At 63.9% G+C, this 24,752-nt stretch carries 21 protein-coding genes, 1 other RNA gene and 1 pseudogene; 10 read left to right on the forward strand and 13 right to left on the reverse strand.

Going from position 1 to position 24,752, the window contains the following annotated elements; genetic code table 11:
- Positions 1 to 79: 79 nt before the first annotated feature.
- From JQ628_RS31835 to def, 4 genes are all read right to left on the reverse strand, one after another.
- A complete protein-coding gene (locus JQ628_RS31835; protein ID WP_212229827.1) occupies positions 80 to 382 on the reverse strand; it encodes a GIY-YIG nuclease family protein in 303 nt (100 codons plus the stop codon).
- Positions 383 to 536: 154 nt separating this feature from the next.
- A complete protein-coding gene (truA, locus tag JQ628_RS31840; RefSeq protein ID WP_212229853.1) occupies positions 537 to 1,274 on the reverse strand; it encodes a tRNA pseudouridine(38-40) synthase TruA in 738 nt (245 codons plus the stop codon).
- The gene (fmt, locus tag JQ628_RS31845; RefSeq protein WP_212229855.1) at positions 1,274 to 2,209 is read right to left on the reverse strand and encodes a methionyl-tRNA formyltransferase; all 936 of its coding nucleotides are present in this window, start codon (positions 2,207 to 2,209) and stop codon (positions 1,274 to 1,276) included. The genes truA and fmt overlap by 1 nt, the downstream gene beginning before the upstream one ends.
- Positions 2,210 to 2,362: 153 nt before the next feature.
- On the reverse strand, positions 2,363 to 2,890 hold the full coding sequence (def, locus tag JQ628_RS31850; RefSeq protein WP_212229857.1) for a peptide deformylase: 528 nt from the start codon (positions 2,888 to 2,890) through the stop codon (positions 2,363 to 2,365).
- Between the two features lie 186 nt (positions 2,891 to 3,076).
- Here def and JQ628_RS31855 point away from each other — a divergent pair, with 186 nt between their 5' ends.
- The 3 genes and pseudogenes from JQ628_RS31855 (at position 3,077) to JQ628_RS31865 (ending at position 6,142) form a co-directional block, all read left to right on the forward strand.
- A complete protein-coding gene (locus tag JQ628_RS31855; RefSeq protein ID WP_212229859.1) occupies positions 3,077 to 4,315 on the forward strand; it encodes a DNA recombination protein RmuC in 1,239 nt (412 codons plus the stop codon).
- 86 nt (positions 4,316 to 4,401) lie between these two features.
- Positions 4,402 to 4,701, forward strand: a pseudogene (locus tag JQ628_RS31860) (GIY-YIG nuclease family protein); the annotation flags it as partial.
- Positions 4,702 to 4,780: 79 nt separating this feature from the next.
- Entirely contained in the window at positions 4,781 to 6,142 is a 1,362-nt protein-coding gene (locus JQ628_RS31865) for an AmpG family muropeptide MFS transporter (protein WP_212229861.1), read from the forward strand.
- A 165-nt stretch (positions 6,143 to 6,307) separates the two neighbouring features.
- Here the strand turns inward: JQ628_RS31865 and JQ628_RS31870 are convergent, their stop codons facing one another.
- The 5 genes from JQ628_RS31870 to ffs all read right to left on the reverse strand — a co-directional run bounded on the left by JQ628_RS31870 (position 6,308) and on the right by ffs (position 9,734).
- Positions 6,308 to 6,739: a hypothetical protein gene (locus JQ628_RS31870; protein WP_212229863.1), complete on the reverse strand. Its 432-nt coding sequence runs from the start codon at positions 6,737 to 6,739 to the stop codon at positions 6,308 to 6,310.
- Between the two features lie 24 nt (positions 6,740 to 6,763).
- Positions 6,764 to 7,366 carry a recombination mediator RecR gene (gene recR, locus JQ628_RS31875; RefSeq protein ID WP_212229865.1) on the reverse strand — a complete coding sequence of 201 codons (603 nt, stop codon included), beginning with the start codon at positions 7,364 to 7,366 and terminating at the stop codon, positions 6,764 to 6,766.
- Between the two features lie 2 nt (positions 7,367 to 7,368).
- Positions 7,369 to 7,689, reverse strand: a complete 321-nt coding sequence (locus JQ628_RS31880) for a YbaB/EbfC family nucleoid-associated protein (protein WP_212229867.1) — start codon at positions 7,687 to 7,689, stop codon at positions 7,369 to 7,371.
- Between the two features lie 17 nt (positions 7,690 to 7,706).
- Entirely contained in the window at positions 7,707 to 9,536 is a 1,830-nt protein-coding gene (locus tag JQ628_RS31885; protein WP_212229869.1) for a DNA polymerase III subunit gamma/tau, read from the reverse strand.
- A gap of 101 nt (positions 9,537 to 9,637) precedes the next feature.
- Positions 9,638 to 9,734: signal recognition particle sRNA small type (gene ffs / locus JQ628_RS31890), an RNA gene on the reverse strand.
- A 182-nt stretch (positions 9,735 to 9,916) separates the two neighbouring features.
- On the opposite strand from ffs, the gene JQ628_RS31895 reads away from it, so the two are divergent.
- The 4 genes from JQ628_RS31895 to JQ628_RS31910 all read left to right on the forward strand — a co-directional run bounded on the left by JQ628_RS31895 (position 9,917) and on the right by JQ628_RS31910 (position 12,893).
- The gene (locus tag JQ628_RS31895) at positions 9,917 to 10,336 is read left to right on the forward strand and encodes an HIT domain-containing protein (RefSeq protein ID WP_212229872.1); all 420 of its coding nucleotides are present in this window, start codon (positions 9,917 to 9,919) and stop codon (positions 10,334 to 10,336) included.
- Between the two features lie 10 nt (positions 10,337 to 10,346).
- The gene (gene nudC / locus JQ628_RS31900; protein WP_212229874.1) at positions 10,347 to 11,297 is read left to right on the forward strand and encodes an NAD(+) diphosphatase; all 951 of its coding nucleotides are present in this window, start codon (positions 10,347 to 10,349) and stop codon (positions 11,295 to 11,297) included.
- A gap of 45 nt (positions 11,298 to 11,342) precedes the next feature.
- Positions 11,343 to 12,320 carry a sugar kinase gene (locus JQ628_RS31905; protein WP_433996179.1) on the forward strand — a complete coding sequence of 326 codons (978 nt, stop codon included), beginning with the start codon at positions 11,343 to 11,345 and terminating at the stop codon, positions 12,318 to 12,320.
- 66 nt (positions 12,321 to 12,386) lie between these two features.
- A complete protein-coding gene (locus JQ628_RS31910; RefSeq protein ID WP_212229876.1) occupies positions 12,387 to 12,893 on the forward strand; it encodes an Lrp/AsnC family transcriptional regulator in 507 nt (168 codons plus the stop codon).
- 151 nt (positions 12,894 to 13,044) lie between these two features.
- Here JQ628_RS31910 and JQ628_RS31915 read toward each other — a convergent pair whose 3' ends face one another.
- The 4 genes from JQ628_RS31915 to JQ628_RS31930 form a co-directional block, all read right to left on the reverse strand.
- The gene (locus tag JQ628_RS31915) at positions 13,045 to 14,544 is read right to left on the reverse strand and encodes a phosphomannomutase/phosphoglucomutase (RefSeq protein WP_212229884.1); all 1,500 of its coding nucleotides are present in this window, start codon (positions 14,542 to 14,544) and stop codon (positions 13,045 to 13,047) included.
- Positions 14,545 to 14,667: 123 nt separating this feature from the next.
- Positions 14,668 to 15,183 (reverse strand): TIGR02281 family clan AA aspartic protease, encoded by a 516-nt coding sequence (locus tag JQ628_RS31920; RefSeq protein WP_212229886.1) that lies wholly within the window; start codon positions 15,181 to 15,183, stop codon positions 14,668 to 14,670.
- Positions 15,184 to 15,519: 336 nt separating this feature from the next.
- Positions 15,520 to 17,994 carry an ATP-dependent helicase HrpB gene (gene hrpB / locus JQ628_RS31925; protein WP_212229888.1) on the reverse strand — a complete coding sequence of 825 codons (2,475 nt, stop codon included), beginning with the start codon at positions 17,992 to 17,994 and terminating at the stop codon, positions 15,520 to 15,522.
- 120 nt (positions 17,995 to 18,114) lie between these two features.
- On the reverse strand, positions 18,115 to 19,434 hold the full coding sequence (locus JQ628_RS31930; RefSeq protein ID WP_212229890.1) for a UDP-glucose dehydrogenase family protein: 1,320 nt from the start codon (positions 19,432 to 19,434) through the stop codon (positions 18,115 to 18,117).
- Positions 19,435 to 19,602: 168 nt separating this feature from the next.
- On the opposite strand from JQ628_RS31930, the gene JQ628_RS31935 reads away from it, so the two are divergent.
- From JQ628_RS31935 to JQ628_RS31945, 3 genes are all read left to right on the forward strand, one after another.
- Positions 19,603 to 20,661, forward strand: a complete 1,059-nt coding sequence (locus JQ628_RS31935; RefSeq protein WP_212229899.1) for an acyltransferase family protein — start codon at positions 19,603 to 19,605, stop codon at positions 20,659 to 20,661.
- Positions 20,662 to 20,900: 239 nt separating this feature from the next.
- Positions 20,901 to 23,978 (forward strand): DNA polymerase I, encoded by a 3,078-nt coding sequence (polA, locus tag JQ628_RS31940; protein ID WP_212229907.1) that lies wholly within the window; start codon positions 20,901 to 20,903, stop codon positions 23,976 to 23,978.
- Positions 23,979 to 24,023: 45 nt separating this feature from the next.
- Positions 24,024 to 24,656, forward strand: coding sequence for a LysE family translocator (locus tag JQ628_RS31945; protein ID WP_212229909.1), 633 nt, complete (start codon positions 24,024 to 24,026; stop codon positions 24,654 to 24,656).
- Positions 24,657 to 24,752: the final 96 nt, after the last annotated feature.

Consider the following 24,752-nt stretch of genomic DNA (forward strand, 5'->3'; position numbering starts at 1 on the left):
ATCCAGTACTCCGTGACGTCTCGGTCAATCACAACTGCCGCGGAGTACTGGATGCCCGCCTTCGCGGGCATGACGACGACTACGGCGGGCCGGCTATGCCCGGATACAGATCGTCCCAATTTGGATTGTTCTCTTCGATCAGTCGAATTTTCCAGGCTCGATTCCATTTCTTGAGGCGTTTCTCTCGCGTGATCGCATTCTCGGCATCGTCAAACTGCTCGAAGTAAACGAGCCGGATCACGTCGTACTTCTCGGTGAAGCCTTCGACCAACTTCAAGCGATGCTCGGCGACACGGCGAATGAGATCATTCGTTACGCCGATGTAGAGCGTTCCGCCTACGCTGCTGGCGAGAATGTAGACGTAGAAGTGCCGTGGCTGCATCCTTTGAGTGTGAGAATGCCGAGGCCGTGCGTCAAGCTCACCGTCATCGTCCGCGAAGGCGGACGATCCAGTACGCCGTGATATCTCGATTGATCACAGTCGCCGCGGAGTACTGGATGCCCCGCCTTCGCGGGGCATGACGACGGGTGTGTGGCTAATAATCCACCCGCACCAGATACAGCCCCTCCGGCGGCGCTACCGGGCCGCAGGCGGCGCGGTTGCGGGCGGCGAGGGCTGCGGCGAGATCGTCGGCGCTCCAGCGGCCTTCGCCGACCCACACCAGCGAGCCCACCATCGAGCGCACCTGGCTGTGCAGGAACGAGCGCGCCGAGGTGACGATGCGCACTTCGTCGCCCTCGCGCGTGACATCGAGCTGGTCGAGCGTCTTTTCCGGCGATTTGGCCTGACACTCGGTATCGCGAAAGGTCGTAAAATCGTGCTTGCCGAGCAGGCGTTTTGCGGCAGCGTGCATGGCCTCCGCGTCGAGCGCGCGCGGCACGCGCCAGGTGCGGCCGATGTTGAGCGCGAGGTTCGCGCGGTGGTTGGTGATGCGATAGAGATAATGCCGCTTCCTGGCCGAGAAGCGCGCCTCGAAATCGTCGGGCACGACATCCGCCGACAGCACGCCGATCGGGTGCGGGCGCAGATGCGCGTTCAGCCCGTCGCGAAAGCGGCCGGGCACGAAATGCTTTGCGATGTCGCAATGCGCGACCTGGCCCAACGCATGCACGCCGGCATCGGTACGGCCGGCGCCGTGCACGCGCACGTCCTCGCCGCAGATCGCCTTCACAGCGGCTTCCAGCGCGCCCTGCACGGTCGTGCCGTTCTCCTGGATCTGCCAGCCGGAGAATGGCGTGCCGTCATATTCGATAGTGAGCTTGTAGCGGGGCATCAGGCTAGCCGCAGCTGCGGTTTCAGCGGGGTGCCGCGCAAAAATTCGTCCGCCTTCATTGGCCCCTTGCCGGCGCGCTGTAGTTCGAGAATGCGGATCGCGCCGTCGTTGCAGGCGATGGTGAGGCGTTTGTCCAGCAACGCACCGGGGACGCCTGAGCCGGTCGCCAGCTCACAACGCAAAATCTTCACCCGTGCCGGTTCGCCATCGATTGGCATCTCGCACCACGCGCCGGGAAACGGCGACAGGCCGTGGATGTGCCGCAGCACGTCGCGCGCGGGCCTGTTCCAGTCGATCCGCGCTTCCGCCTTCTCGATCTTGGCCGCGTAGGTGACGCCGGCTTCGCTCTGCTTCGTAAGCTGCAACGCGCCGCGCTCCAGTGCGCCCATCGCACGCACCATCAGATCGGCCCCGAGCGGAGCCAGCGCGTCATGCAGGTCGGATGCGGTCATCCGGTCCGTGATGGCAAGACGCTCGGCCATCGCGACATCGCCGGTATCGAGCCCGACATCCATCTTCATCACCATCACCCCGGTTTCAGCATCGCCCGCCATGATCGCGCGGTTGATGGGGGCGGCGCCGCGCCAGCGCGGCAGCAGCGAGGCGTGCAGGTTGAAGCAGCCGAGCTTTGGCGCATCGAGAATGGCCTGCGGCAGGATCATGCCGTAAGCAACGACGACGGCGGCATCGGCATCGTGCGAGGCAAATTCTGCGAGCGCTTCCGGCGTCTTCAGCGTGGTTGGCGTCAGCACGGGGATGTTGAGCCGCCGCGCCTCCTGCTCCACCGGCGTCGGCTGCAACTGGAGGCCGCGACGGCCGCCCGGCTTGGGCGCGCGGGTGTAGACGGCCGCGATCTCGTGGCCGTGGGCCACAAGCTCCAGCAGCGTCGGCACCGCGAAATCGGGCGTGCCCATGAAGATCAGGCGGAGGGACATGTACTGAGAACCGATGTTTTGCGATGTCTCTACATACTCGTCATGGCCGGGCTTGTCCCGGCCATCCACGTCTTTGGCGCGGTGCGGAAGAAAAGCAAGACGTGGGTGCCCGGGACAAGCCCGGGCATGACGGAGGAGAGAGACGCGCGAACCCTACTCCGCGGCCCTCTTCGCGGCCTTCTGAAACTTCTTCAGCACGCGGTCGCGCTTGAGCTTTGACAGATAATCGACGAACAACACGCCGTTGAGGTGATCGATCTCGTGCTGGATGCAGGTGGCGTAGAGGCCTTCGGCGTCCTCTTCATGCACCTTGCCGTCGAGATCGGTGAAACGCACGCGCACGCGCGCCGGCCGCTCGACCTCCTCGTAATATTCCGGGATCGACAGGCAGCCCTCTTCGTAAACCGACATCTCCTCGGATTTCGCGATGATCTCCGGATTGATGAACACGCGCGGCCTGGGCGTAGTTTCGCCGTTCTCGTCCTTCTTGGCGAGATCCATGGTGATCAGCCGCAGCGGCTGTGCGACCTGGATGGCGGCAAGGCCAATGCCGGGCGCGTCGTACATGGTCTCCAGCATATCGTCGGCGAGCTTGCGGATGTCCGCCGTCACCTTCTCGATCGGCTTTGAGACCAGACGCAACTGCTTGTCCGGCAGGATGATGATTTCTCTGAGGGCCATGTTTTTCCAGCTATCTGCGGGCGATTTAAGCGGTTGATTTGGTACGGTCAATCCGATCGGGAGCGCGTTAACCCCCGCTTAACCATGATTTTTAAGGCGGGCTTAACCATAAAAATCAGCCTTTCGTTAACCATAAATGTTCCCTCTTCGTTCGCGTCCGCCGGCGAATCGGATACACAGGACGGCATGAACGAGATTCTTTTCCTGATCGGCGACTGGCCGGTCCATATCGTCGACGTGCTGATCGCCTTTGGCGTCCTCGCCCTCGTCCTGTTGCTCATCCTGGCCGTCGTGATCGCGCGGTCGGGCCGGCGCGGCGCGGAACTCGCGATGGCGCAGGCGATCCGCGCCGACGAACTGGAAGAACGGCTGAGCCAGATTTTGCTGGCGCAGAGCGAGCAGAGCGGCCGCCAGGCGGAAATGGCACAGACGCTCGCTGGTCGCCAGGCAGAAATGGCCCAGGCGCTGGCCGGACGGCAAGCCGAACTGGCACGCGCGGTCAACGAGCGGCTCGATTCGGTGACCCATCGCGTCGGCCAGTCGATGGAAGCGACCACGCGCAACACCATGGACTCGCTCCGCGTGCTGCATGAGCGGCTCGGCATCATCGACAACGCACACAAGAACCTTACCGACCTGACCTCGCAGGTGACGACCCTGCGCGACGTGCTCGCCAACAAGCAGTCGCGCGGCGCGTTCGGACAGGCGCGGATGGAGGCCATCGTCCAGGACGGCATACCGAAGGGCAGTTACGAATTCCAGTTCACGCTCTCGACCGGAAAGCGGCCGGATTGCGTGGTGTTCCTGCCGGATCAGCGCCCGCTCTGCATCGACGCAAAATTTCCGCTGGAAGCGATGACGGCGCTGCACGATGCGCGCACGGATGAGGCGCGGCGGATTGCCGCCCAGCGCCTGCGTGCCGACATCATGAAGCATGTCGCCGACATCGCGGAAAAATACCTGATCACCGGCGAGACCCAGGATACCGCGCTGATGTTCGTGCCGTCGGAATCGGTTTATGCCGAAATCCACGACGGCTTTGACGACGTGATCCAGAAAGCCTATCGCGCCCGCGTCGTGCTGGTGTCCCCCTCGCTTTTGATGCTGGCGATCCAGGTGATGCAGCAGATCCTCAAGGACGCCCGCATCCGCGACGCCGCCGACCAGATCCGCAACGAAGTGATGCATCTCGGCGACGACCTCGGCCGCTTGCGCGATCGCGTGCTGAAGCTGCAAAAGCACTTTGGCGACGTCAACGAGGACGTCCGCCAGATCCTGATCTCCGCCGACAAGATCGAAAAGCGCGCCGGCCGCATCGAGGAACTGGATTTTTCCAAAGAGCCGCCGGTTGAAGCGCCACGGCTGGTGAAGGGTGCGACCGAGCTGTTCCCGCTGCCGCCGCGCAAGCTACAGGCGGGGGAGTGAACTTGCGACGAATTGAACTGGGTCACCACGCATTCACACGTCATCGCCCGGCTTGACCGGGCGACCCAGTATTCCAGAGGCGGCAGATGAAGGCACGCCAGTTCTACGTCTACGTCCTCGCCAACCGCATCGGTGGCACACTCTACATCGGCGTCACGAACGATCTCATTCGCCGTGTCGGCGAGCATAAGCTCAAGATTGCCGAGAGCTTCACCAAGCGTCACGACATAACCCGGCTGGTGTACTTCGAGGTCTTCGATCAGATCGAACCGGCTATTCAACGTGAGAAGCGGCTCAAGAAATGGCCACGATCGTGGAAGATATCGCTCATTGAGAAGGACAATCCTAACTGGATTGATCTTTACCCGGAGATAGCTGATAGGCCTCTGGAATACTGGGTCGCCCGGTCAAGGCCGGGCGATGACGAGTTTTATTGTGGCTGGCAGAATCTGCTAATACCGCTCCATGACCGCACCGGATACATCAGTCGAAACCGCCGCCCCTGCCCGCACCTCCTGGCGCGACGGCTGGGCCGTGTACTTGCAGCCCCGCGTGCTCATCGTGCTGATGCTCGGCTTTTCGTCCGGGCTGCCGCTGGCGCTGTCGGGATCGACGCTGCTGGTGTGGATGCGCGAGGCCGGGGTCGATCTCGGCACCATCGGGCTGTTCGCGCTGGTCGGCACGCCCTACACGTTGAAATTCATCTGGGCACCGCTGGTCGATGCGCTGCATGTGCCGTTGTTCACGCGCGCCTTCGGCCGCCGCCGCGGCTGGCTGGTGTTCTCGCAACTGCTGCTGATCGCCGCGATCCTGCTGCTGGCGCTGACCGACCCGGCGCGCTCGCCGCTGTTCGTGGCGCTCGGCGCGCTGCTGGTCGCAACGATGTCCTCGACCCAGGACATCGTGGTCGATGCGTTCCGCATCGAGAGCTTGCCCGAGAACGAGCAGGCCGCCGGCATGGCCGCCTATGTCGCGGCCTATCGCATCGGTATGCTGGTCTCAACCGCCGGCGTATTGTTCCTGGTGACGGCCTTCGAATCCACCGGCATCGGGCGCACCTCGGCGTGGATGTGGGGCTATGTCGCGATGGCCGCGCTGGTGCTGATCGGCACGGTGACGGCGCTGGCGGCGACCGAACCCGAGCAATCGGTTCGCGCGGAACAGGCAACCCGCTCGGAGAGCGCCTTCTCGCGCGTGATGCACGCCGCGGTCCACGCCTTCTCGGAATTCCTGACCCGCAGGAATGCGCTCACGGCCCTCGCCTTTGTGGTGCTCTACAAGTTCACCGACGCATTTTCCGGCACCATGACCGCGCCGTTCGTGATCGATCTCGGTTTCACCCGCAACGATTATGCGGCGATCGTGAAAGGCGTTGGCCTGATGGCGACGCTGGTCGGCGGCTTTGCCGGCGGCTATGTGGCGCGGCGCTATTCGCTGGCCGCGAGCCTGTGGATCGGCGGCATCCTACAGGCCGCGTCCAACCTGGTGTTCTCCTGGCTCGCCTTTGTCGGCGTCAATCAATGGGCGCTGGCCGTCGCCATCACGGCGGAGAATTTCACCGGCGCGATCGGCACGGTGATCTTCGTCGCGTACATCTCCGCGCTATGCCAGAATCCGCTGCACACCGCGACCCAATATGCGCTGCTCACCGCGCTTTCCGCGATCGGGCGCACGTACCTGTCCTCCGGCGCCGGCTTCGTGGCGGAGACGACGGGCTGGCAGCTCTTCTTCGTGATCTCGGTGATCGTCGCGGTGCCGAGCCTGATCCTGCTGGCCTGGCTACAGCAGCGCGGGCATTTTGAGGAGCTCGGGCCGGTGAAGGTGTAGCGACGGCTCTACGAGAGCGCCGCATCATCCTCACTCGTCATCCCCGCGAAGGCGGGGATCCAGTATTCCAGAGACGTCAGTGATTGAATCGAGAAGCTGCGGCGTACTGGATCGCCCGGTCGAGCCGGGCGATGACGGCGGAGGGTGTGGCAAGCGCTCGCCCCATCAATGCTTCGTCACCACGCTCCATTTGGTGATGACCGCCTCGCTCATCTGGCCGGCGTCCTGCGCGCAGGAAACCTCATCCACCTTGACGGAGATTTCCTTGCCGACGAATCCCTTCAATTGCGCGGCCTGGGCGTCGCTGGTCGTGACGAGCTGGAAGGTTTCGGGGCCGGTCTCCAGATTGCACAGCCCGTTCGGCGGCGGCAGGCGGCGGGGCTCCGACGTGATCTGGTAGGAGGCGGTCTTCTTGCCCTTCTTGCCGCCGCGCACCTTCATCGTGTTGAGTTCCCCGGACAGCACCTCGCCCATATTGATCAGCTTGCCGGGCTTTGCGACCGGTTCCGTCTGCTGCGCCGACGCCGAAGGGTGGGCGCACACCGCCGTCATGAAAACCGCAAAAGCCAAGCGCCCGGCGAATCGTCGTTTCGTCATTTCCAGTTCCATGTCTATGAAGAATCAGAACAGCGTCCGCTGCCGCATGGCAGCCGATAGCGTACCTTCATCGAGGTAATCAAGCTCGCCGCCGACCGGCACGCCATGCGCTAGCCGCGTCACCCTGACATTGGCTTCCCCGAGCAGATCGGTGATGTAGTGAGCCGTGGTCTGGCCATCGACGGTGGCATTGAGGGCGAGGATGATTTCCGAAACCTGCGGATCATGCGCGCGCGCGACCAGCGCATCGATGGTCAGATCCTGCGGACCGACGCCATCGAGTGGCGACAGCGTCGCGCCCAGCACGTGATAGCGGCCATTAGTCGCATTCGCCCGCTCCAGCGCCCAGAGATCGGCGACATCGGCGACGACGACGATGATCGAGGGATCGCGGCGCGGATCGGTACAAACCGTGCAGGGATTTTGCGTATCGATATTGCCGCAGGTCTTGCAGACCTGGATCTTTTCGATCGCGACCTGTAGCGCGCTGGTCAGCGGCGTCATCAAAGCTTCACGCTTCTTGATCAGGTGCAGCGCCGCGCGCCGCGCCGAGCGGGGACCCAAGCCCGGCAGGCGCGCCAGAAGCTGGATCAGGCGTTCGATTTCAGGGCCGGCAGTGGCAGCCATGTTCAGGAGAAGCCCAGCCCCGGGGGCAGGCCGAGGCCGCCCGTGAGAGCCTGCATCTTCTCCTGCATCGCGAGTTCCGCCTTGCGGCGCGCGTCCGCATGCGCCGTCACCAGGAGATCCTCGAGGATTTCGCGCTCTTCCGGCTTGATCAGCGACGGATCGATCTTGACGCTCTTTACTTCCATCTTGGCGGTCATGCGCACGGTGACGAGGCCGCCGCCGGAAATGCCCTCGACCTCGACATTGCCGAGCTCGTTCTGCATCTCCTGCATCTTCGATTGCAGTTGCGCCGCCTGCTTCATCATGCCGAGAAAATCAGCCATGGGGCTTCCTTCGGGTATCAATCGTCGTCGTTGTCGGAAATTTCCATCGGGTCTTCGCCGATAATATCGGATTCCGGCGGCTCGGCGGCAAGGCGGCGCACCTCGATAATCCTGGTGCCGGGAAAGCGGGCCAGCACTTCCTGCACGCGTGGATCGGCCTCGGCGGCGCGCTCGCGCGCGCTCTTCTCGGCCAGGTTTTGCGAGCGGATGGTCGGTAGCCCGGCTTCGTTGGAGACAACCACGGTCCAGCGCCGCCCGGTCCATTGTTCGAGCTTGCGCGAAAGGTCGGTGACGAGGCCGCGCGAGGCGTTCGGTTCCAGCGCGATCTCGAGCTTGCCGTCCTCGATGCGGACCAGCCGCATGTCGGCTTCCAGCGCGCCCTTGGTCAGGAGATCGCGTTTTTCGCCGGCGAGCGCGATGAGCTGCGGAAAGCTGGTGATGCGGAGCGTCGGCGCCGATTGCGGCCCGGGGGCGACGACGGCATGCGGGCGAGCCGAGGCTTCAGCTCCGGCCCGTGGCGCCGACGGCATGCGCACCGGCGCGGATGGCATGGCGGATGCCGAAGGCCCCGGAGCTGCGCGCGATGGCGCCGCGCTGCTGGCGACCACAGGCGAAGCGCCGCCGTTCTGCTCCAGCATCCTGATCGCCTCATCCGGCGTCGGCAAATCGGCGACATAGGCGATCCGCACCAGCACCATCTCGGCGGCCGCCGCGGGCCGCGTCGCGGCCTGCACCTCGGCGATGCCCTTGAGCAGCATCTGCCACATCCGCGACAGCACCCGCATCGAAAGCTTTGCGGCGAATTCGCGGGCGCGGACACGCTCGGTCTCGCCGAATGCGACGTTGTCGGCGGTGGCCGGCACGACCTTCACGCGGGTGACGAAATTGACGAATTCGGCGAGATCGCTCAGCACCACGATCGGATCGGCGCCGACGTCATATTGCTCGCGGAATTCCCGGAAGGCGCTGGCGATGTCGCCACGCGCCAGCGAATCGAACAGATCGATCACGCGTGTGCGGTCGGCAAGGCCCAGCATCTGCCGCACGGCATCGGCCTTCACGAGGCCCGCCGCATGCGCGATCGCCTGGTCGAATAGCGACAGCGAATCGCGCACCGAGCCTTCGGCGGCGCGCGCGATGATGCCGAGCGCTTCGCCCTCAACCTCGACGCCCTCCTTCTTCGCGATGTTGGAGAGATGGCCCATCAGCACATCGGCCTCGACCCGGCGCAGGTCAAAACGCTGGCAGCGCGACAGCACCGTGACCGGCACTTTGCGGATTTCGGTGGTGGCGAACACGAATTTGGCGTGCTCCGGCGGCTCCTCCAGCGTCTTCAGAAACGCGTTGAACGCCGCGGTCGACAGCATGTGGACTTCGTCGATGATGTAGACCTTGTAGCGTGCGCTGGCCGGCGCATAGCGCACGCTGTCATTGATCTGGCGCACGTCGTCGACGCCGGTGTGGGACGCCGCGTCCATCTCCAGCACGTCCATGTGCCGGCTTTCCATGATCGCCCGGCAATGCACGCCGAGATCAGGCATGTGGATGGTCGGCCCCTTCACCGAGCCGTCCGGCTTCTCGTAGTTGAGTGCGCGGGCGAGAATACGCGCAGTGGTGGTCTTGCCGACCCCGCGCACGCCGGTGAGGATCCAGGCCTGCGGAATGCGCCCGGTCTCGAATGCATTCGAGACGGTGCGGACCATCGCCTCCTGGCCGATCAAATCCTCGAAACTGGAGGGACGGTATTTGCGCGCCAGCACACGATAGGGCTTTGCGGCGTCCGATCCGCCGAGGTCGAAACCGCCCTGATCCGCTTGGTCTGGAGGGGGAGCGCCAGCGTCGGTCATCGGTCGATCCGCAATTGATTGTCTCTCACGGCCGGCCTGCGGAAAGGAGCGAATGCAAGCGCTCGGGCGGGCTCCCGCCCCGCGATTCGCTCGGAAAACAGGTAGGAGACTGACGAGCGACCCGATCCGGACCTCGTTAGGGCTGCTTCCTTCCGGACCTGACCCGGTTGGCGAGTGGCTCGTCCACCGCCAATCTCCCGGTCCCTATTTGGGGCCAAAAGGGCCGGAAAGCAAGCGGGTTGGGAAGCCTGTTCCGGTGACGAAAACCGCTGTCCGGCCATCCTGCAAAAAAGCGTGGATGATCGGCCCAAAGCCGGGCATGAGAGGTGTTGTTTGCGGGCCAAGTCTCTGCAACGCTACAGCAACGAACAGAGAAGACGATGTCCGCCCCCGCCTGGTCCCTGCACTCTCGCCTCAAGGAAGACACCATCGACATCGGCGATCTGCCGCTGTGCAAGGTGCTCGTGATCAAGGACGCCAACTACCCCTGGCTGTTGCTGGTGCCGCGCCGCGAGGGAGCCATCGAGCTCATCGACCTCGATGAGGTCGAACAGGCCCAATTGATGACCGAGACCTCGCGCGTCGCGCGCGCGCTCAAAGAGATTACCAAATGCGACAAGCTGAACATTGCAGCGCTCGGAAATGTCGTGCCGCAACTACATGTCCATGTCATTGCCCGCCGTACCTCCGATGCGGCCTGGCCGCGCCCGGTCTGGGGCGTGGTGCCGCCGCTCGCGCATGACGCCGCAGAGGTGCAGAATTTCATCAGCGCGCTTCGCCGCAAAATCTGGCTAGGTTGAGATAAGAGAAATGTCGCCATTCGAAAGATATCCGTTGGGCCAGCCGGCCTTCATCAGCCATCCGCTGGATCGCGCCGCGCATCTGCGCACCAATGACGAAAAGCTGTTTGCGCTCGAAGGCCGGCCAGATGCCCGCGCCTATGTGGTCTATCGCGACTCGCTGGTGACCAGGCAGGAAGAGAGCGGCCCACGCGTGCTGCTCTCGATCAAGGAAGCGCTTGGCTTCGGCGCCAATCCCGGCACGATCTTTCTCGGCCTGCGCGACGGCGCGCCGGTTTTCGGCATGGGCATGTCGCCGGCGGCGGCGGAAGGTTTGATCGGCCGCAATGATGTTGCGATCACCGAACTGCGCGGCATGGCGATGCAGGGCTTGCTGCCGCTCGAACAATTGTCGGCAATCGCGATGGCGAAATCGCTGGTGAACTGGCACCAGCGTCACGGGTTCTGCGCCAATTGCGGCCAGCGCACCTCCATGACGGAAGGCGGCTGGAAGCGCGTGTGCGGAAGCTGCAAGGCCGAGCATTTCCCGCGCACCGACCCGGTCGTGATCATGTTCGTGAGTTCGGGAGACAGGGCGCTGCTGGGCCGGCAGAAGCAGTTCATGCCCGGCATGTATTCCTGCCTCGCCGGCTTCGTCGAAGCTGCGGAGACCATCGAGGATGCCGTCCGCCGCGAGATTTTCGAGGAGAGCGGCATTCGCGTGACCGACGTGAATTACTACATGACGCAGCCCTGGCCCTATCCGTCATCCCTGATGATCGGATGCACCGCGCGTGCGACCAATGAGGATATCATTGTGGACCGCTCGGAGCTGGAGGATGCGCGCTGGTTCGACCGCGCGGAACTCACTCTTATGCACAGGCGTCAGCACCCTGAAGGGCTATTTGCCGCGCACCCGTTTGCAATCGCCCATCATTTGATCGGCCAGTGGCTGCATGGCGGAACGGAACGCGGCGCATAGCGTGGAACCCGCGCATGTCTGCTTCATTAGCAAGGGACCCCGGGCATGACGGACTCTCGCATGAACTTCCACGACAAGGCGCCGAAAATCTCGCCGCGCATCCTGTGCATCGGCATGCCGGTGCGCGATCTCACCTTCAATACGCCGGGCATTCCCGCGCGCGGTTCCAAGGAGAACGCGACCGGTTTTGGCGAAATCTGCGGCGGCAATGCGCTCAATGGCGCGATCGGCATCGTTCGGCTGGGCGGCCGCGCCTCGATCTGCGGACCGATGGGGGATTCCAAGGAAACCTCCAGCCGCTTCATCTTTGATCAGATGGCCCATGAGGGCATCGAGACCAAGCACCTCATTCACATGCCCGGCCTGGTGACGCCGATCTCGGCTGTCATGATCGACCCCTCGGGCGAGCGCACCATCGTCACCTTCCGCGACCCGAAATTGTGGCACGTCAAACTCCAGAACTTCGACACGCTGCTCGATGATTGCCATGCCATCCTCACCGAGAGCCGCTGCGCGGAATTCTGCACTGATCTCTGCGCCGAAGCGGTGCGGCGGGGCATTCCCGTCATCGTCGACGTCGACCGCGCGATGTCGCTGCGCGAGGGGCTGCTGCACGCCTCGACGCACCTGATCTTTTCGAGCGAGCCGCTACAGGAAACCGCAGATGTCACCGACGACGCGCAGGCGCTGAAGAAGATCGCAAAGCTGACGAAGTCGTTCCTTGCCGGCACGCGCGGACCGCGGGGGACGATCTGGCTCGACGAGCAGGGCAATATCCAGGAGACCCCCGCCTTCCCGGTCCATACCGTGGATACGCTCGGCGCCGGCGATGTCTTTCACGGCGCGTTCGCGCTCGCCATCACCGAGGGACAGGAACTGCGGCAGGCGCTGCGGTTCGCCTCGGCCGCCGCAGCGCTGAAATGCACCCGCTTTGGGGGCGCCTTTGCCGCCCCGCAACGTGCTGAAGTCATGGAGCTTTTGGGCGACGGCCAAGGGACGAGCCCGGCCCCGACCGTCAAATAGCGGCTTGCATTAGAATTTTTTTCTATATATGAAGCTTGCAAAGCCTTCATATGGAACATTCTTCTCATGACCGACCTCGCCACCGCCGCGCCGCCGCTTGAGGCCAACCGCCGGCTCGATGCCATCGACCGGAAAATCCTGACCGTACTCCAGGAGGACGCTTCGCTGTCCGTCGCCGAGATCGGCGACCGGGTCGGCCTGTCCTCGACGCCCTGCTGGAAGCGCATCCAGCGCCTGGAGGCCGACGGCGTGATCCTGCGCCGGGTCGCACTCGTCGACCAGAACAAGATCGGGCTCGGCATTTCCGTGTTCGTCTCGGTCGAGAGTTCAGACCATTCGGAAGCCTGGCTGCGCAAATTCGCCGATGCCGTCAGCGCCATGCCGGAGGTGATGGAATTTTACCGGATGGCCGGCGACGTCGACTACATGCTGCGCGTCGTGGTCGCCGACATGGCGGCCTATGACATCTTCTACAAGAAGCTGATCAGCGCCGTGCCGCTGAAGAACGTCACCTCGCGCTTTGCGATGGAGAAGATCAAGTCGGTGACCGCGCTGCCGGTGCCGGCGGCGTAGGTGCTCTGACTCCCTCGCCCCGCTCTTGCGGGGAGAGGGTTGGGGTGAGGGGCCGCTTCGACATCGGGACTCGCGGAGAGTCCCCCTCACCCGGATCGCATCTTCGATGCGATCCGACCTCTCCCCGCAAGCGGAGCGAGGTAAGAGAGCCTCAAATCTTCTGATTGTATTCGCCCACCTCAGGATGCGTGCGCAGCACCGAATCCATCGCCTCGAACATGTCGCGCATGCGCTGTTCGCTGACAGGGCTTTCGACCACCACCACCAGTTCCGGCTTGTTGGACGAAGCGCGGATCAGGCCCCAGCTTCCGTCTTCCACCGTAACACGCACACCGTTGACGGTGACGAGATCGCGGACCGGCTGGCCGGCAACCTTCTCGCCTGCCTTCTGCTTGGCCTCAAAGTGCTTCACCACCTGCTCGACGACGCCGTATTTGGCTTCGTCCGCGCAATGCGGCGACATGGTCGGCGACGACCACGTCTTTGGCAGCGCGTCCTTCAGATCCGCCATCGATTTGCCGGGCGCGCGGTCGAGCATGTCGCAGATCGCGATCGCCGAGACGAGGCCGTCGTCATAGCCGCGGCCGGACGGCTTGTTGAAGAAGAAATGGCCGGACTTTTCAAAGCCCGCCAGCGCGCCGAGCTCGTTGGTGCGGCGCTTCATGTAGGAATGGCCGGTTTTCCAGTAGGCCACCTTCGCACCCTGCTTCTGTAGCACGGGGTCGGTCACGAATAGCCCGGTCGATTTCACATCGACGACGAATTGCGCGTCCTTGTGGATCGCCGACATGTCGCGCGCCAGCATCACGCCGACCTTGTCGGCAAAAATCTCCTCGCCGGTATTATCGACCACGCCGCAACGGTCGCCGTCGCCGTCAAATCCAAGGCCGACATCGGCCTTGTGCGCCAGCACCGCGTCGCGGATCGCGTGCAGCATCTCCATGTCTTCCGGATTCGGATTGTACTTTGGAAAGGTGTGGTCGAGCTCGACATCGAGCGGAATGACCTCGCAGCCGATCGCTTCCATCACCTGCGGGGCGAAGGCGCCAGCGGTGCCGTTGCCGCAGGCGATCACGACTTTCAGCTTGCGCTTCAGTTTCGGGCGACTGGTGAGATCGGCAATGTAGCGCGCAGGATAATTCTCGTGGAATTGGTAGGAGCCGCCCACCTTGTTCTTGAACTCGGCGTTCAGCACGATTTCCTTCAGCCGCGTCATCTCGTCGGGACCGAAGGTGAGCGGACGATTGGCGCCCATCTTCACGCCGGTCCAGCCGTTGTCGTTATGCGACGCCGTCACCATCGCAACACAAGGCACGTCGAGATCGAACTGCGCGAAGTAGGCCATCGGCGTTACCGCAAGGCCAATGTCATGCACCTTGCAGCCCGAAGCGAGCAGACCGGAGATCAGCGCATATTTGATCGAAGCCGAATAGCCGCGGAAATCGTGCCCGGTGACGATCTCCTGCTTGACGCCGAGTTCAGCAATCAATGCGCCGAGCCCCATGCCCAGCGCCTGAATGCCCATCAGGTTGATTTCCTTGCCGAACAGCCAGCGCGCGTCATATTCGCGAAAGCCGGTTGCCTTCACCATCGGCTCGGATTCGTAAGCATAGGTGTTTGGAACCAGCGCGGATTTCGGCTTGGGAAACATACAGTGTATCTCGTCGTGGCATGGCGGATGGAACCGCAGCCTTAGCGAATACGCAGGCATTGCGGAAGGCGGGAACGACGGATTTGGCAGCCAATTGCGGCGGATTGGTAACCGCTGATAGCCTTACTGCTCCAGCACCAGCTTGCCGTTGGCGTATTCGAAACGACGGAGTTTCGACAGGAACGACAGGCCGAGCAGATTTTCCGACAGGGCCTCGTCGGGCAGCACCATCGCATCGACGTCGCGCACGATCAGTTCGCCGACTTCCATCCGGGCGATGCGGATGCGGGCGGCCTTGATGGTGCCATTGGCGGTCGAGACGGTCGCGGTGTAATCGGACTCCCGGGGACGCTGGCCGAACTTCGCCGCGGATTTTTCGTTCAGCGCGACGACGGAGGCGCCGGTGTCGACCATGAAGCCCATGCGCTGGCCGTCGATCCGGCCGTCGGTCTGGAAATGACCGCGGGCATCGCGCGCAATGCTGATGCTGCGGACGCCGGGCTGCGCGACAGGCTGAACAGGAGCTGATTGCTGCGCGGGAGCCTTCGCCATTGCGAGCGACATCTTGCGGTCGGCCGTCTGCAACATGAAGAGGCCGAGGCCGATGGCGACGGCCGCAAAAAGCATGATGTTACGCATGACGCTACTCAAACAGCTATTGTTTGAGCATGATCTTGTTCGGAAAACCGGTACCCACTTTTCGCTGCGCGCCGTTCCGGTCCGGATCATGCTCTGAAAACCCGCCGATATCACCACACGCGCCGCCAAGCTGCGACTAACGGCGCGGATGGAGCTGGTCATTTCGGTGAAAAGGATGAGTGAAGTGTTAACGCCACTTCAGAGGGTCGCACACCTGCGGGAAGAGCCTGGACTCAAAATATCGAAAACAACCCCATGCACAGTAGGACCGGGCGCAATTCACGCGCCCCCGCTCCGGCGCAATCGGTGAATAGATACCGTTACGCTTTTGCCCGATCACGTCCCGCGCGGCTTCACCCGGCGGGTCGGCATCGCAGTTGCCGGGTCTTCCGGCCAGGGGTGGCGGGGGTAGCGGCCGCGCAGGTCCGAGCGGACAGCGGCGTAGCTGCCGCGCCAGAATCCGGGCAGGTCGCGTGTGACCTGCACCGGACGCTGCGCGGGCGACAGCAGTTCCAGCACCAAGGGCACGGCGCCCTTGGCGATGGAGGGATGGGTGTTGAGCCCGAACAATTCCTGTAGGCGCACGGCAATGGTCGGGCCCTGCTCGGCCTCATAGTCGATCGCGAGCATGGTGCCGGTCGGCGCCTCGAAATGGGTCGGGGCCTCGCGCTCCAGCCGTGAGCGCAAGTCCCACGGCAACAGCGTCATGACGGCGTCGGAAAGATCGCCGGCAGAAAAATCCTTCAGCGAAATCTTGTCGTACAGCGCGGGCACCAGCCACGCCTCGCTCTGCGCAGCGAGCGCGGCATCCGAGAGATCGGGCCAGCCTTCGCCTTCCGCCTTGCGCAGAAACATCACGCGGTCGCGCCACTGTTTTGCGGCTTTCGACCACGGCAGTTTGTCGAGGCCAGCCGCGATCAGTCCATCGGCGAACACGCGCGCGGTCTCGGCCGACGGCGACAGCGCCATCGGCGCTTCCGACAGCGTGATCGCATGCAGCGTTCGCTTGCGGCGGGCGCGCAAGGCCATCGCGCTGCGGTCGAACGAGATTTCCTCCGTATTCTCGATCAGGTCGCCAAACTGCGCTTCGATTTCTTCCAGCGATATGCGTGCCGCCAGCAGGATGCGCCCACTCGCTGCCGTGCCGGTGAGTTCACCGACGGCGATATAGGGCGCACGCGCGAGCGAAGATGTTTGCTCCACCGCTGCGCCGCGACCATTGGCGAGCACGAAGCCGCCGTTGCCGCGATTCTTCGCCACGCGATCAGGGAAGGCAAAGGCAAGCATGATACCGGTAGAGATGTCGCCCTCGCCCTGTGCTTTCTCCGCCGACGCCACCTGTTGCGCCCAGCGGCGCGCGAGATCGCGGGCGCTCGACGCGCGTTGCGAGCGGTCGCGGCGGAACTGATCGAGCCTGACGTCGAGATCGACATTGTCGCCGCCGAGGCCGCGCTCGGTAAGGATGGCGGCGATTTCGGCAGCCTGCTCACCTGCGCCGAGGCGATTCGAATCAACAATCATGCGCGCGAGTCGTGGCGGCAGCGCCAGCGCGCGCAGGCTGTGGCCCTCGGCAGTGATGCGGCCGTCGGCGTCGAGCGCGCCGAGTTCGCCGAGCAGGCTCTTTGCCTCCTTCAGCGCCGGCGCGGGCGGCGGATCGAGGAACGCAAGGCCTGAGGGATCGGCGACGCCCCATTGCGCCAGGTCGAGCACGAGCGAGGACAGGTCGGCAGAAAGGATTTCGGGCTGGGTGTAGGCGGCGAGCGATGCGGTCTGCGGCTCGTCCCACAGGCGGTAGCAGACGCCGGGCTCGGTGCGGCCGGCACGGCCGCGGCGCTGGTCGACCGCGGCGCGCGAGGCGCGCACGGTTTCCAGCCGCGTCAGCGCGATATCAGGCTCATAGCGCGGCACCCGCGCCATGCCGGAGTCCACCACGATGCGCACGCCCTCGATGGTGAGCGAGGTTTCCGCGATCGAGGTCGCCAGCACGACCTTGCGTGTGCCCTTCGGCGCGGGCGCGATCGCCCTGTCCTGCACGGATGCATCGAGCGCGCCGAACAGCGGCACGATCTCGATCGAGGCGTCCTGCACGCGCTCCTTCAAAAAATTCTCGGTGCGGCGGATTTCGGCGGCGCCCGGCAGAAACGCCAGCACGGAGCCGGGATCGGCACGCAAGGCCGAGGCGATCGCATCTGCCATCTGCCGCTCCAGCGGCACGTCGGGCTTGCGGCCGAGATAGCGCGTCTCCACCGGAAAGGCGCGGCCTTCGCTCGCCACGACAGGTGCATCGCCCAGCAGCTTTGCGATGCGTGCGCCATCGAGCGTGGCGGACATCACGAGGATGCGGAGGTCCTCGCGCAGGCCGGTCTGCGCGTCGCGCGCCAGGGCGAGGCCGAGGTCAGCATCGAGCGAGCGTTCGTGGAATTCGTCGAACAGCACGGCGGCGATGCCATTGAGCTCTGGATCGTCGAGGATCTGTCGCGAAAAGATGCCTTCGGTGACGACCTCGATCCGCGTCGCGCGCGAGATTTTTGAGCCGAAGCGGACGCGATAGCCGACGGTATCGCCGGCACGCTCGCCCAGCGTTTTTGCCATCCGCTCGGCGCTGGCGCGCGCCGCGATCCGCCGCGGCTCCAGCATAATGATCTTCTTGCCCTTGGCCCAGGGCGCATCGAGCAGCGTCAGCGGCACCCGCGTGGTCTTGCCGGCGCCGGGTGGGGCCACCAGCACGCCGGCATTGCCGCGTTCGAGCGTGGCCGACAATTCGTCGAGCACGGCGTCGATAGGGAGTGGGCTGTCGAAAGTTCTGGGCAACGGTCTAACCACTTGTCATGCCCGGGCTTGGCCCGGGCATCCACGTCTTCGCCAGACAGGAAACAAGACGTGGATAGCCGGGACAAGCCCGGCCATGACGGCTTCACCGCTGTTTGGACATCAAATCGCCGGCTCGGGCGAGCGGCCGACGCTTTCGTAGATGAAGCCGTGCGCTTCCATATCCGCCGTTCGGTAAATGTTGCGCAGGTCGACCACGACCGGGCGGGCCATCTCAGCCTTCAGGCGTTCGAGATCAAGCGTGCGGTAATGCACCCACTCCGTCACCACGACCATGGCGTCGGCGCCCTTCACGCAGGCGTAAGCGTCGTCGCAATATTCGATATCGGGCAGTTCCTTGCGCGCCTGTTCCATGCCGACCGGATCGTGCGCGCGCACTTTTGCACCCATGTCGAGCAGGCCGGTCACCAACGGGATCGACGGCGCTTCGCGCATGTCGTCGGTGTCGGGCTTGAAGGTGAGGCCGAGCACGGCAACCGTCTTGCCGCGCAGGCTGCCGCCGGCGGCGTTCGACACCTTGCGCGCCATCGCGCGCTTGCGGTTGTCGTTGACGCCCAGCACGGCCTCGACGATGCGCAAATTCACATCATGGTCCTGCGCGATCTTCACCAGCGCGCGGGTGTCCTTCGGAAAACACGAGCCGCCGAAGCCGGGGCCGGCATGCAAAAATTTCGAACCGATGCGGTTGTCGAGACCGATGCCGCGGGCGACTTCCTGCACGTCGGCGCCGACCTTTTCCGCGAGATCCGCGATCTCGTTGATGAAGGTGATTTTTGTGGCGAGGAAGGCGTTCGCAGCGTATTTGATCAATTCCGCGGTCCGGCGCTCCGTGTACATCAGCGGCGCCTGGTTGAGCGACAGCGGCCGGTAGATATCGCCGAGCACTTTTCGTGCACGCTCATCTGATGTGCCGACCACGATGCGGTCGGGGAACTTGAAATCGCGGATCGCGGCGCCCTCGCGCAAGAATTCCGGATTGGAGGCGACGACGAAATCGGCGGACGAATTGGTCTCGCGGATGATCCGCTCGACCTCGTCGCCGGTGCCGACCGGGACGGTCGATTTTGTCACCACCACGGTGAAGCCGGAGATCGCGCCGGCGATCTCGCGCGCGGCGGCGTGGACGTAGCTCAAATCGGCATGACCGTCGCCACGGCGCGACGGCGTGCCGACCGCGATGAAGACCGCACCGGCTTCCGCCACCGGCGCCTTCAGGTCGGTCGTAAAGTTGAGGCGGCCCGCCTTCGCGTTGGACGCCACCAGCGCATCGAGGCCGGGCTCGAAGATCGGGATCTCGCCGCGCAACAGGGCTGCGATCTTGCTGTCGTCCTTGTCGACGCAGGTGACCTGGTGGCCGAAATCGGCAAAGCAGGCGCCGGACACCAGCCCCACATAGCCCGTGCCAATCATGGCAATTCGCATGAATCAACCTGCCGTATTTGATGGTTAACGCGACCGCCTCTTAGGACATTTTGCAGGCGGAGGGAAAGGGGCAGGTTCCGAAAAACCGGCACATCATTTGTATGAATAAAGGAGAAAGAAACCGATGGGGCCGATGATGCGCCCGTCACGCACCGAAACAGGACAGCGATGAACGTTAACGGCACATCCTCCGGCCCTGGGCGTCCCGCGGGCGGACGCATCGATTGGGTGGACTACGCCAAGGGCATCTGCATCGTAATGGTGGTCATGATGCATTCGGTGCTGGGCGTGGAGGCCGCCGCCGGCCAGACCGGTTTCATGCATGCGCTGGTGGCCTTCGCAAAACCCTTCAGAATGCCGGATTTCTTCCTGATTTCGGGGCTTTTCCTGGCGGTGGTGATCGACCGCGACTGGCGCACCTATCTCGACCGCAAGGTGGTGCATTTCGTCTATTTCTATGTGCTGTGGGTGACCATCCAGTTCGGCTTCAAGGCGCCCGGCTTTGCCGCGGAGAGCGGCTGGCGGCACGTCGGCTATCTGTACCTGGAATCCTTTATCGAGCCGTTCGGCACGCTGTGGTTCATTTATCTGCTGCCGGTGTTTTTCGTTGTCACAAAACTGACACGTAACGCGCCGCCGCTTGCGATCTTTGCGGCGGCCGCGGCGCTCGAGATGATGCATGTCGCAACGGGCTGGACCGTGATCGACGAGTTCTGCGCGCGATTTGTCTATTTCTATTCCGGCTACTGGCTTGCTTCCTCAGTGTTCGCCCTGTCGGATCGCGCGCGGGCGCGACCCCTGCTGGCGATCGCAGGGCTGGCGACGTGGGCGCTCGTCAACGGCGCGCTGGTGGAATCGGGATACAGCGAATGGCCGCTGATCTCGCTGGCGCTCGGGCTCGCCGGCGCCGGTGCGATCATCGTCACCGGGACGCTGCTGGCGCGGATGCAGTGGCTGAACTTTCTGCGTTTTTGCGGCGAGCATTCGATCGTCATTTATCTGGCCTTCTTCCTGCCAATGGCAACGACACGTGCGGTGCTGCTGAAGACCGGCGTGATCCCCGACATCGGCACGATTTCGCTGATCGTCACCGTCGCCGGTGTCGCCGGTGCGCTCCTGATCTGGCGCGTGGCGCTGATGGCCGGCGCGCGCTTCCTGTTCGAACGGCCCGATGCATTCTGGATCGCGCCGCGGAAGGCGGGAGCGCGGTTGCAGGCGGCGGAGTAGCACTCTTTCCACCACAACACTCGTCATCGCCCGGCTTGACCGGGCGATCCAGTACGCTGCGGCTTCTCGGCTCAAACTCGGGTCTCTGGAATACTGGATCCCCGCCTTCGCGGGGATGACGGCGGAAGACGCCGCAACGATGGAGAAGTACCGGAACGCCAGTGGATAGAGGTGGCAGCATCGCCAGATTCCCGTCCCGCGAGGCTGTCAATCTGCGCAAAAATCCCTAAATTTCGGCCATGCCGAAAACAGCCCCCAAGAAACCGTCCGAGCCCGCCAAAGCCGTTGCCGCCGCGAAAACGGCTGAAACGCCCGCCGCGGCAAAACCCGCCGCAAAACCTGTCGCCGCCGCAGGCATCGCCAAGGGCGACCACGTCTTCCTGGTCGACGGTTCCTCCTACATTTTTCGCGCCTATCACGCGCTGCCGCCGCTCAACCGCAAATCCGACGGGTTGCAGGTCAATGCCGTGCTCGGCTTCTGCAACATGTTGTGGAAGCTGCTCCGCGACATGCCGCCGGACAACCGGCCGACGCATCTGGCCATCGTGTTCGACAAGTCGGAAGTCACCTTCCGCAACAAGCTCTATCCCGACTACAAGGCGCACCGGCCGCCGGCGCCCGACGATCTGATCCCGCAGTTCCCGCTGATCCGCCAGGCGGTGCACGCCTTCGACCTGCCCTGCCTGGAACAGGACGGTTTTGAGGCCGACGATCTGATCGCTACCTATGTCCGGCAGGCCTGCGAGAGCGGCGCCAGCGCCACCATCGTGTCCTCGGACAAGGATTTGATGCAGCTCGTCACCGACTGCGTCTACATGTACGACACCATGAAGGACCGCCGCATCGGCATTCCCGAGGTGATCGAAAAGTTCGGCGTGCCGCCGGAAAAGGTGGTGGAGGTGCAGGCGCTGGCCGGCGATTCCACCGACAACGTGCCCGGCGTGCCCGGCATCGGCGTCAAGACCGCCGCGCAATTGATTGTCGAGTACGGCGACCTCGAGACGCTGCTGCTCCGCGCCGGCGAGATCAAGCAGCCGAAACGGCGCGAGGCGCTGATCGAGAACGCCGAGAAGGCGCGCATCTCGCGCCAGCTCGTGCTGCTCGACGACAAGGTCGATCTTCAAGTGCCGATCGGCGACCTCGCGGTGCAGGAGCCCGATGCGCGCAAGCTGATCGCATTCCTCAAAGCGATGGAATTTTCCGCCCTCACCCGCCGCGTCGCCGATTATTCGCAGATCGACCCCTCGGACGTCGAGGCGGATGCCGGCAAGGGCGGGACGGCGGCAAAAGCCGCGGCTGGCGCGCCCACGGAGGCAAAATCCGCAGCAGCAGCCGGCGATCTCTTTGCAGGGACCGCCGCGCAGCCTGCGAAAAAGGGCGGCAAGGAGGATAAATCCTCCAGCCTCAAGGGCACGCCGATCTCGCTCGCCCACGCGCGCGCCGAGGCGGTCCGCAAGATTCCGTTCGACCGCAAGAAATACGAGACCATCCGCAGCCTCGACCAGCTCAAGGCCTGGCTTGCGCGGGTGCATGATGTCGGCCATTTCGCGATCGAGGCGATGTCGGACTCGATCGATCCGATGCAGGCCGAGATGAGTGGCATCGCGCTGGCGCTGGCGCCGAACGATGCCTGCTACGTCCCGCTCGGCCACAAGCAATCCGGCAGCGGCGCCGGCCTGTTCGATGCCGGCCTCGCGCCGGACCAGATCAAGGCTGGCGATGCGCTGGCCGCGCTGAAGCCGCTGGTGGAATCGTCCGGCATCTTGAAGATCGGCTTCAACGTCAAGTTCAGCGCCGTGATGCTGGCCCAGCACGGCCTCACCTTGCGCAACTATGACGATGCGCAGTTGATGTCCTATGCGCTCGATGCCGGCCGCAACGCGCATGGGATCGAAGGGCTGACCGAACGCTGGCTCGGGCATGCCGTGGTGAACTATGGCGGCCTCATCGGCAGCGGCAAAGGCAAGCTTTCGTTCGACCAGGTCGCGATCGACAAGGCGGCGGAATATTCGGCCGAAAGCGCCGACGCGGCCTTGCGGCTGTGGCGGGTGTTCAAACCGCGCCTCGTCGCCGAGCGCATGACCGCCGTTTACGAGACGCTGGAGCGGCCGCTGGTTTCCGTGCTGGCGCGGATGGAGCGGCGCGGTATCTCGATCGACCGTCAGGTGCTGTCGCGGCTATCGGGCGACTTTGCCCAGACCGCGGCGCGGGTCGAGGCCGAGCTACAGGAGCTCGCGGGCGAGCCGATCAATGTCGGCAGCCCGAAGCAGATCGGCGACATCATCTTCGGCAAGATGGGACTACCGGGCGGCAGCAAGACCAAGACCGGCGCATGGTCGACCTCGGCGCAAATTCTCGACGAACTCGCCGAGCAAGGTCACGAATTCCCGAAGAAGATTCTGGAGTGGCGGCAAGTCTCGAAGCTGAAATCGACCTATACCGACGCGCTGCCGAATTACGTGCATCCGCAGACCCATCGCGTGCACACGACCTACGCGCTGGCGGCGACTACCACGGGGCGGCTATCGTCGAACGAGCCGAACCTGCAGAACATCCCGGTGCGCACCGAGGACGGCCGAAAAATCCGTCGCGCCTTCATCGCAACGCCCGGGCACAAGCTGGTCTCTGCCGACTATTCGCAGATCGAATTGCGGTTGCTGGCCGAGATCGCCGACGTCCCCGTGTTGAGGCAGGCGTTCCGCGACGGCCTCGACATTCACGCCATGACGGCCTCCGAGATGTTCGGCGTGCCGATCAAGGACATGCCGGGCGAAGTGCGCCGCCGCGCCAAGGCGATCAATTTCGGCATCATCTACGGCATCTCGGCGTTTGGTCTTGCCAACCAGCTCGGCATCGCGCGCGAGGAAGCCTCCGCCTACATCAAGAAATATTTTGAGCGATTCCCCGGCATCCGCGACTACATGGACCAGACCAAGGAATTTTGCCGCAAGCACGGCTATGTCGAGACGCTGTTCGGGCGCAAATGCCACTACCCCGAGATCAAGGCAAGCAACGCCTCGGTGCGCTCCTTCAACGAACGCGCCGCGATCAACGCCCGCCTGCAAGGCACCGCCGCCGACATCATCCGCCGCGCCATGATCCGCATCGAGGACGCGCTGACGGCGAAGAAGCTGTCGGCGCAGATGCTGCTACAGGTGCACGACGAACTGATCTTTGAGGTGCCCGACGACGAGGTGGCCGCCACGCTGCCGGTGGTGCAGCACACCATGCAGGACGCGCCCTTCCCGGCCGTGCTGCTGTCACTGCCGCTCCAGGTCGACGCGCGCGCGGCGAACAATTGGGAAGAGGCGCATTGATACGGCGCAATGCCGCGGCCGTCCAATGGCAGTACGGCCGCGCGCATGACTGACATCAATCCCCTTCTTGCCTTCGCGCTGACGTCGCTGATCATCGAGATCACGCCCGGCCCGAACATGACCTATCTCGCAGCGCTCTCGCTGTCGGGCGGCATGCGTACCGGCTTTGCGGCGGTGGCCGGGATTGCCATCGGGTTGATGACCTACGGGATCATCGCCGCGCTGGGACTGGCGGCGGTGATCGACAATTCGCCGCTGCTCTATGGCACTTTGCGCTGGGCCGGTGTCGCCTATCTGTTGTGGCTCGCCTGGGAAGCCTGGTCGAGCGAGCGCGAGACCTCACCGGAAAAGGCCGAAAGCACCGACATCCCGCCATGGGTCGCCTTCCGCCGCGGGCTGATCACCAACCTGCTCAATCCAAAGGCTGCCGTGTTCTATGTCGCAATATTACCGGAGTTCATCCAGCCTGCCGGCAGATCGGTCGCCGCGCAAACGCTGAGCTTGAGCTTCATCTATGTGGCGATTGCGACGGCAATCCATGCCGGCATCGTGGTGCTGGCGGGCTCGCTGCAATCGACCATCATAGGCGGCAATCGCCGCCGCCTGGTGCGGCGCGGATTGGCGGTGGCGCTGGTCTTCATCGCGATCTGGTTCGCGCTGACGACGGGCCAGTCCTGAGATTGCTCCGAATTTTTCCGGTGAAATCGGTGCAATTGACGCGATGACATCGTGGCGCGGCGCACGCTAGAAAATGTGCGCATTCCATCTCGCGAG

This window comes from Bradyrhizobium lablabi (assembly GCF_018129385.1).
GTDB lineage: Bacteria > Pseudomonadota > Alphaproteobacteria > Rhizobiales > Xanthobacteraceae > Bradyrhizobium > Bradyrhizobium lablabi_C.

Coding starts and splice junctions, on each gene's coding strand:
- JQ628_RS31835 (WP_212229827.1), bottom strand. CDS start 382: ATGCAGCCACGGCACTTCTACGTCTACATTCTCGCCAGCAGCGTAGGC.
- truA (WP_212229853.1), bottom strand. CDS start 1,274: ATGCCCCGCTACAAGCTCACTATCGAATATGACGGCACGCCATTCTCC.
- fmt (WP_212229855.1), bottom strand. CDS start 2,209: ATGTCCCTCCGCCTGATCTTCATGGGCACGCCCGATTTCGCGGTGCCG.
- def (WP_212229857.1), bottom strand. CDS start 2,890: ATGGCCCTCAGAGAAATCATCATCCTGCCGGACAAGCAGTTGCGTCTG.
- JQ628_RS31855 (WP_212229859.1), top strand. CDS start 3,077: ATGAACGAGATTCTTTTCCTGATCGGCGACTGGCCGGTCCATATCGTC.
- JQ628_RS31865 (WP_212229861.1), top strand. CDS start 4,781: ATGACCGCACCGGATACATCAGTCGAAACCGCCGCCCCTGCCCGCACC.
- JQ628_RS31870 (WP_212229863.1), bottom strand. CDS start 6,739: ATGACGAAACGACGATTCGCCGGGCGCTTGGCTTTTGCGGTTTTCATG.
- recR (WP_212229865.1), bottom strand. CDS start 7,366: ATGGCTGCCACTGCCGGCCCTGAAATCGAACGCCTGATCCAGCTTCTG.
- JQ628_RS31880 (WP_212229867.1), bottom strand. CDS start 7,689: ATGGCTGATTTTCTCGGCATGATGAAGCAGGCGGCGCAACTGCAATCG.
- JQ628_RS31885 (WP_212229869.1), bottom strand. CDS start 9,536: ATGACCGACGCTGGCGCTCCCCCTCCAGACCAAGCGGATCAGGGCGGT.
- JQ628_RS31895 (WP_212229872.1), top strand. CDS start 9,917: ATGTCCGCCCCCGCCTGGTCCCTGCACTCTCGCCTCAAGGAAGACACC.
- nudC (WP_212229874.1), top strand. CDS start 10,347: ATGTCGCCATTCGAAAGATATCCGTTGGGCCAGCCGGCCTTCATCAGC.
- JQ628_RS31905 (WP_433996179.1), top strand. CDS start 11,343: ATGACGGACTCTCGCATGAACTTCCACGACAAGGCGCCGAAAATCTCG.
- JQ628_RS31910 (WP_212229876.1), top strand. CDS start 12,387: ATGACCGACCTCGCCACCGCCGCGCCGCCGCTTGAGGCCAACCGCCGG.
- JQ628_RS31915 (WP_212229884.1), bottom strand. CDS start 14,544: ATGTTTCCCAAGCCGAAATCCGCGCTGGTTCCAAACACCTATGCTTAC.
- JQ628_RS31920 (WP_212229886.1), bottom strand. CDS start 15,183: ATGCGTAACATCATGCTTTTTGCGGCCGTCGCCATCGGCCTCGGCCTC.
- JQ628_RS31930 (WP_212229890.1), bottom strand. CDS start 19,434: ATGCGAATTGCCATGATTGGCACGGGCTATGTGGGGCTGGTGTCCGGC.
- JQ628_RS31935 (WP_212229899.1), top strand. CDS start 19,603: ATGAACGTTAACGGCACATCCTCCGGCCCTGGGCGTCCCGCGGGCGGA.
- polA (WP_212229907.1), top strand. CDS start 20,901: ATGCCGAAAACAGCCCCCAAGAAACCGTCCGAGCCCGCCAAAGCCGTT.
- JQ628_RS31945 (WP_212229909.1), top strand. CDS start 24,024: ATGACTGACATCAATCCCCTTCTTGCCTTCGCGCTGACGTCGCTGATC.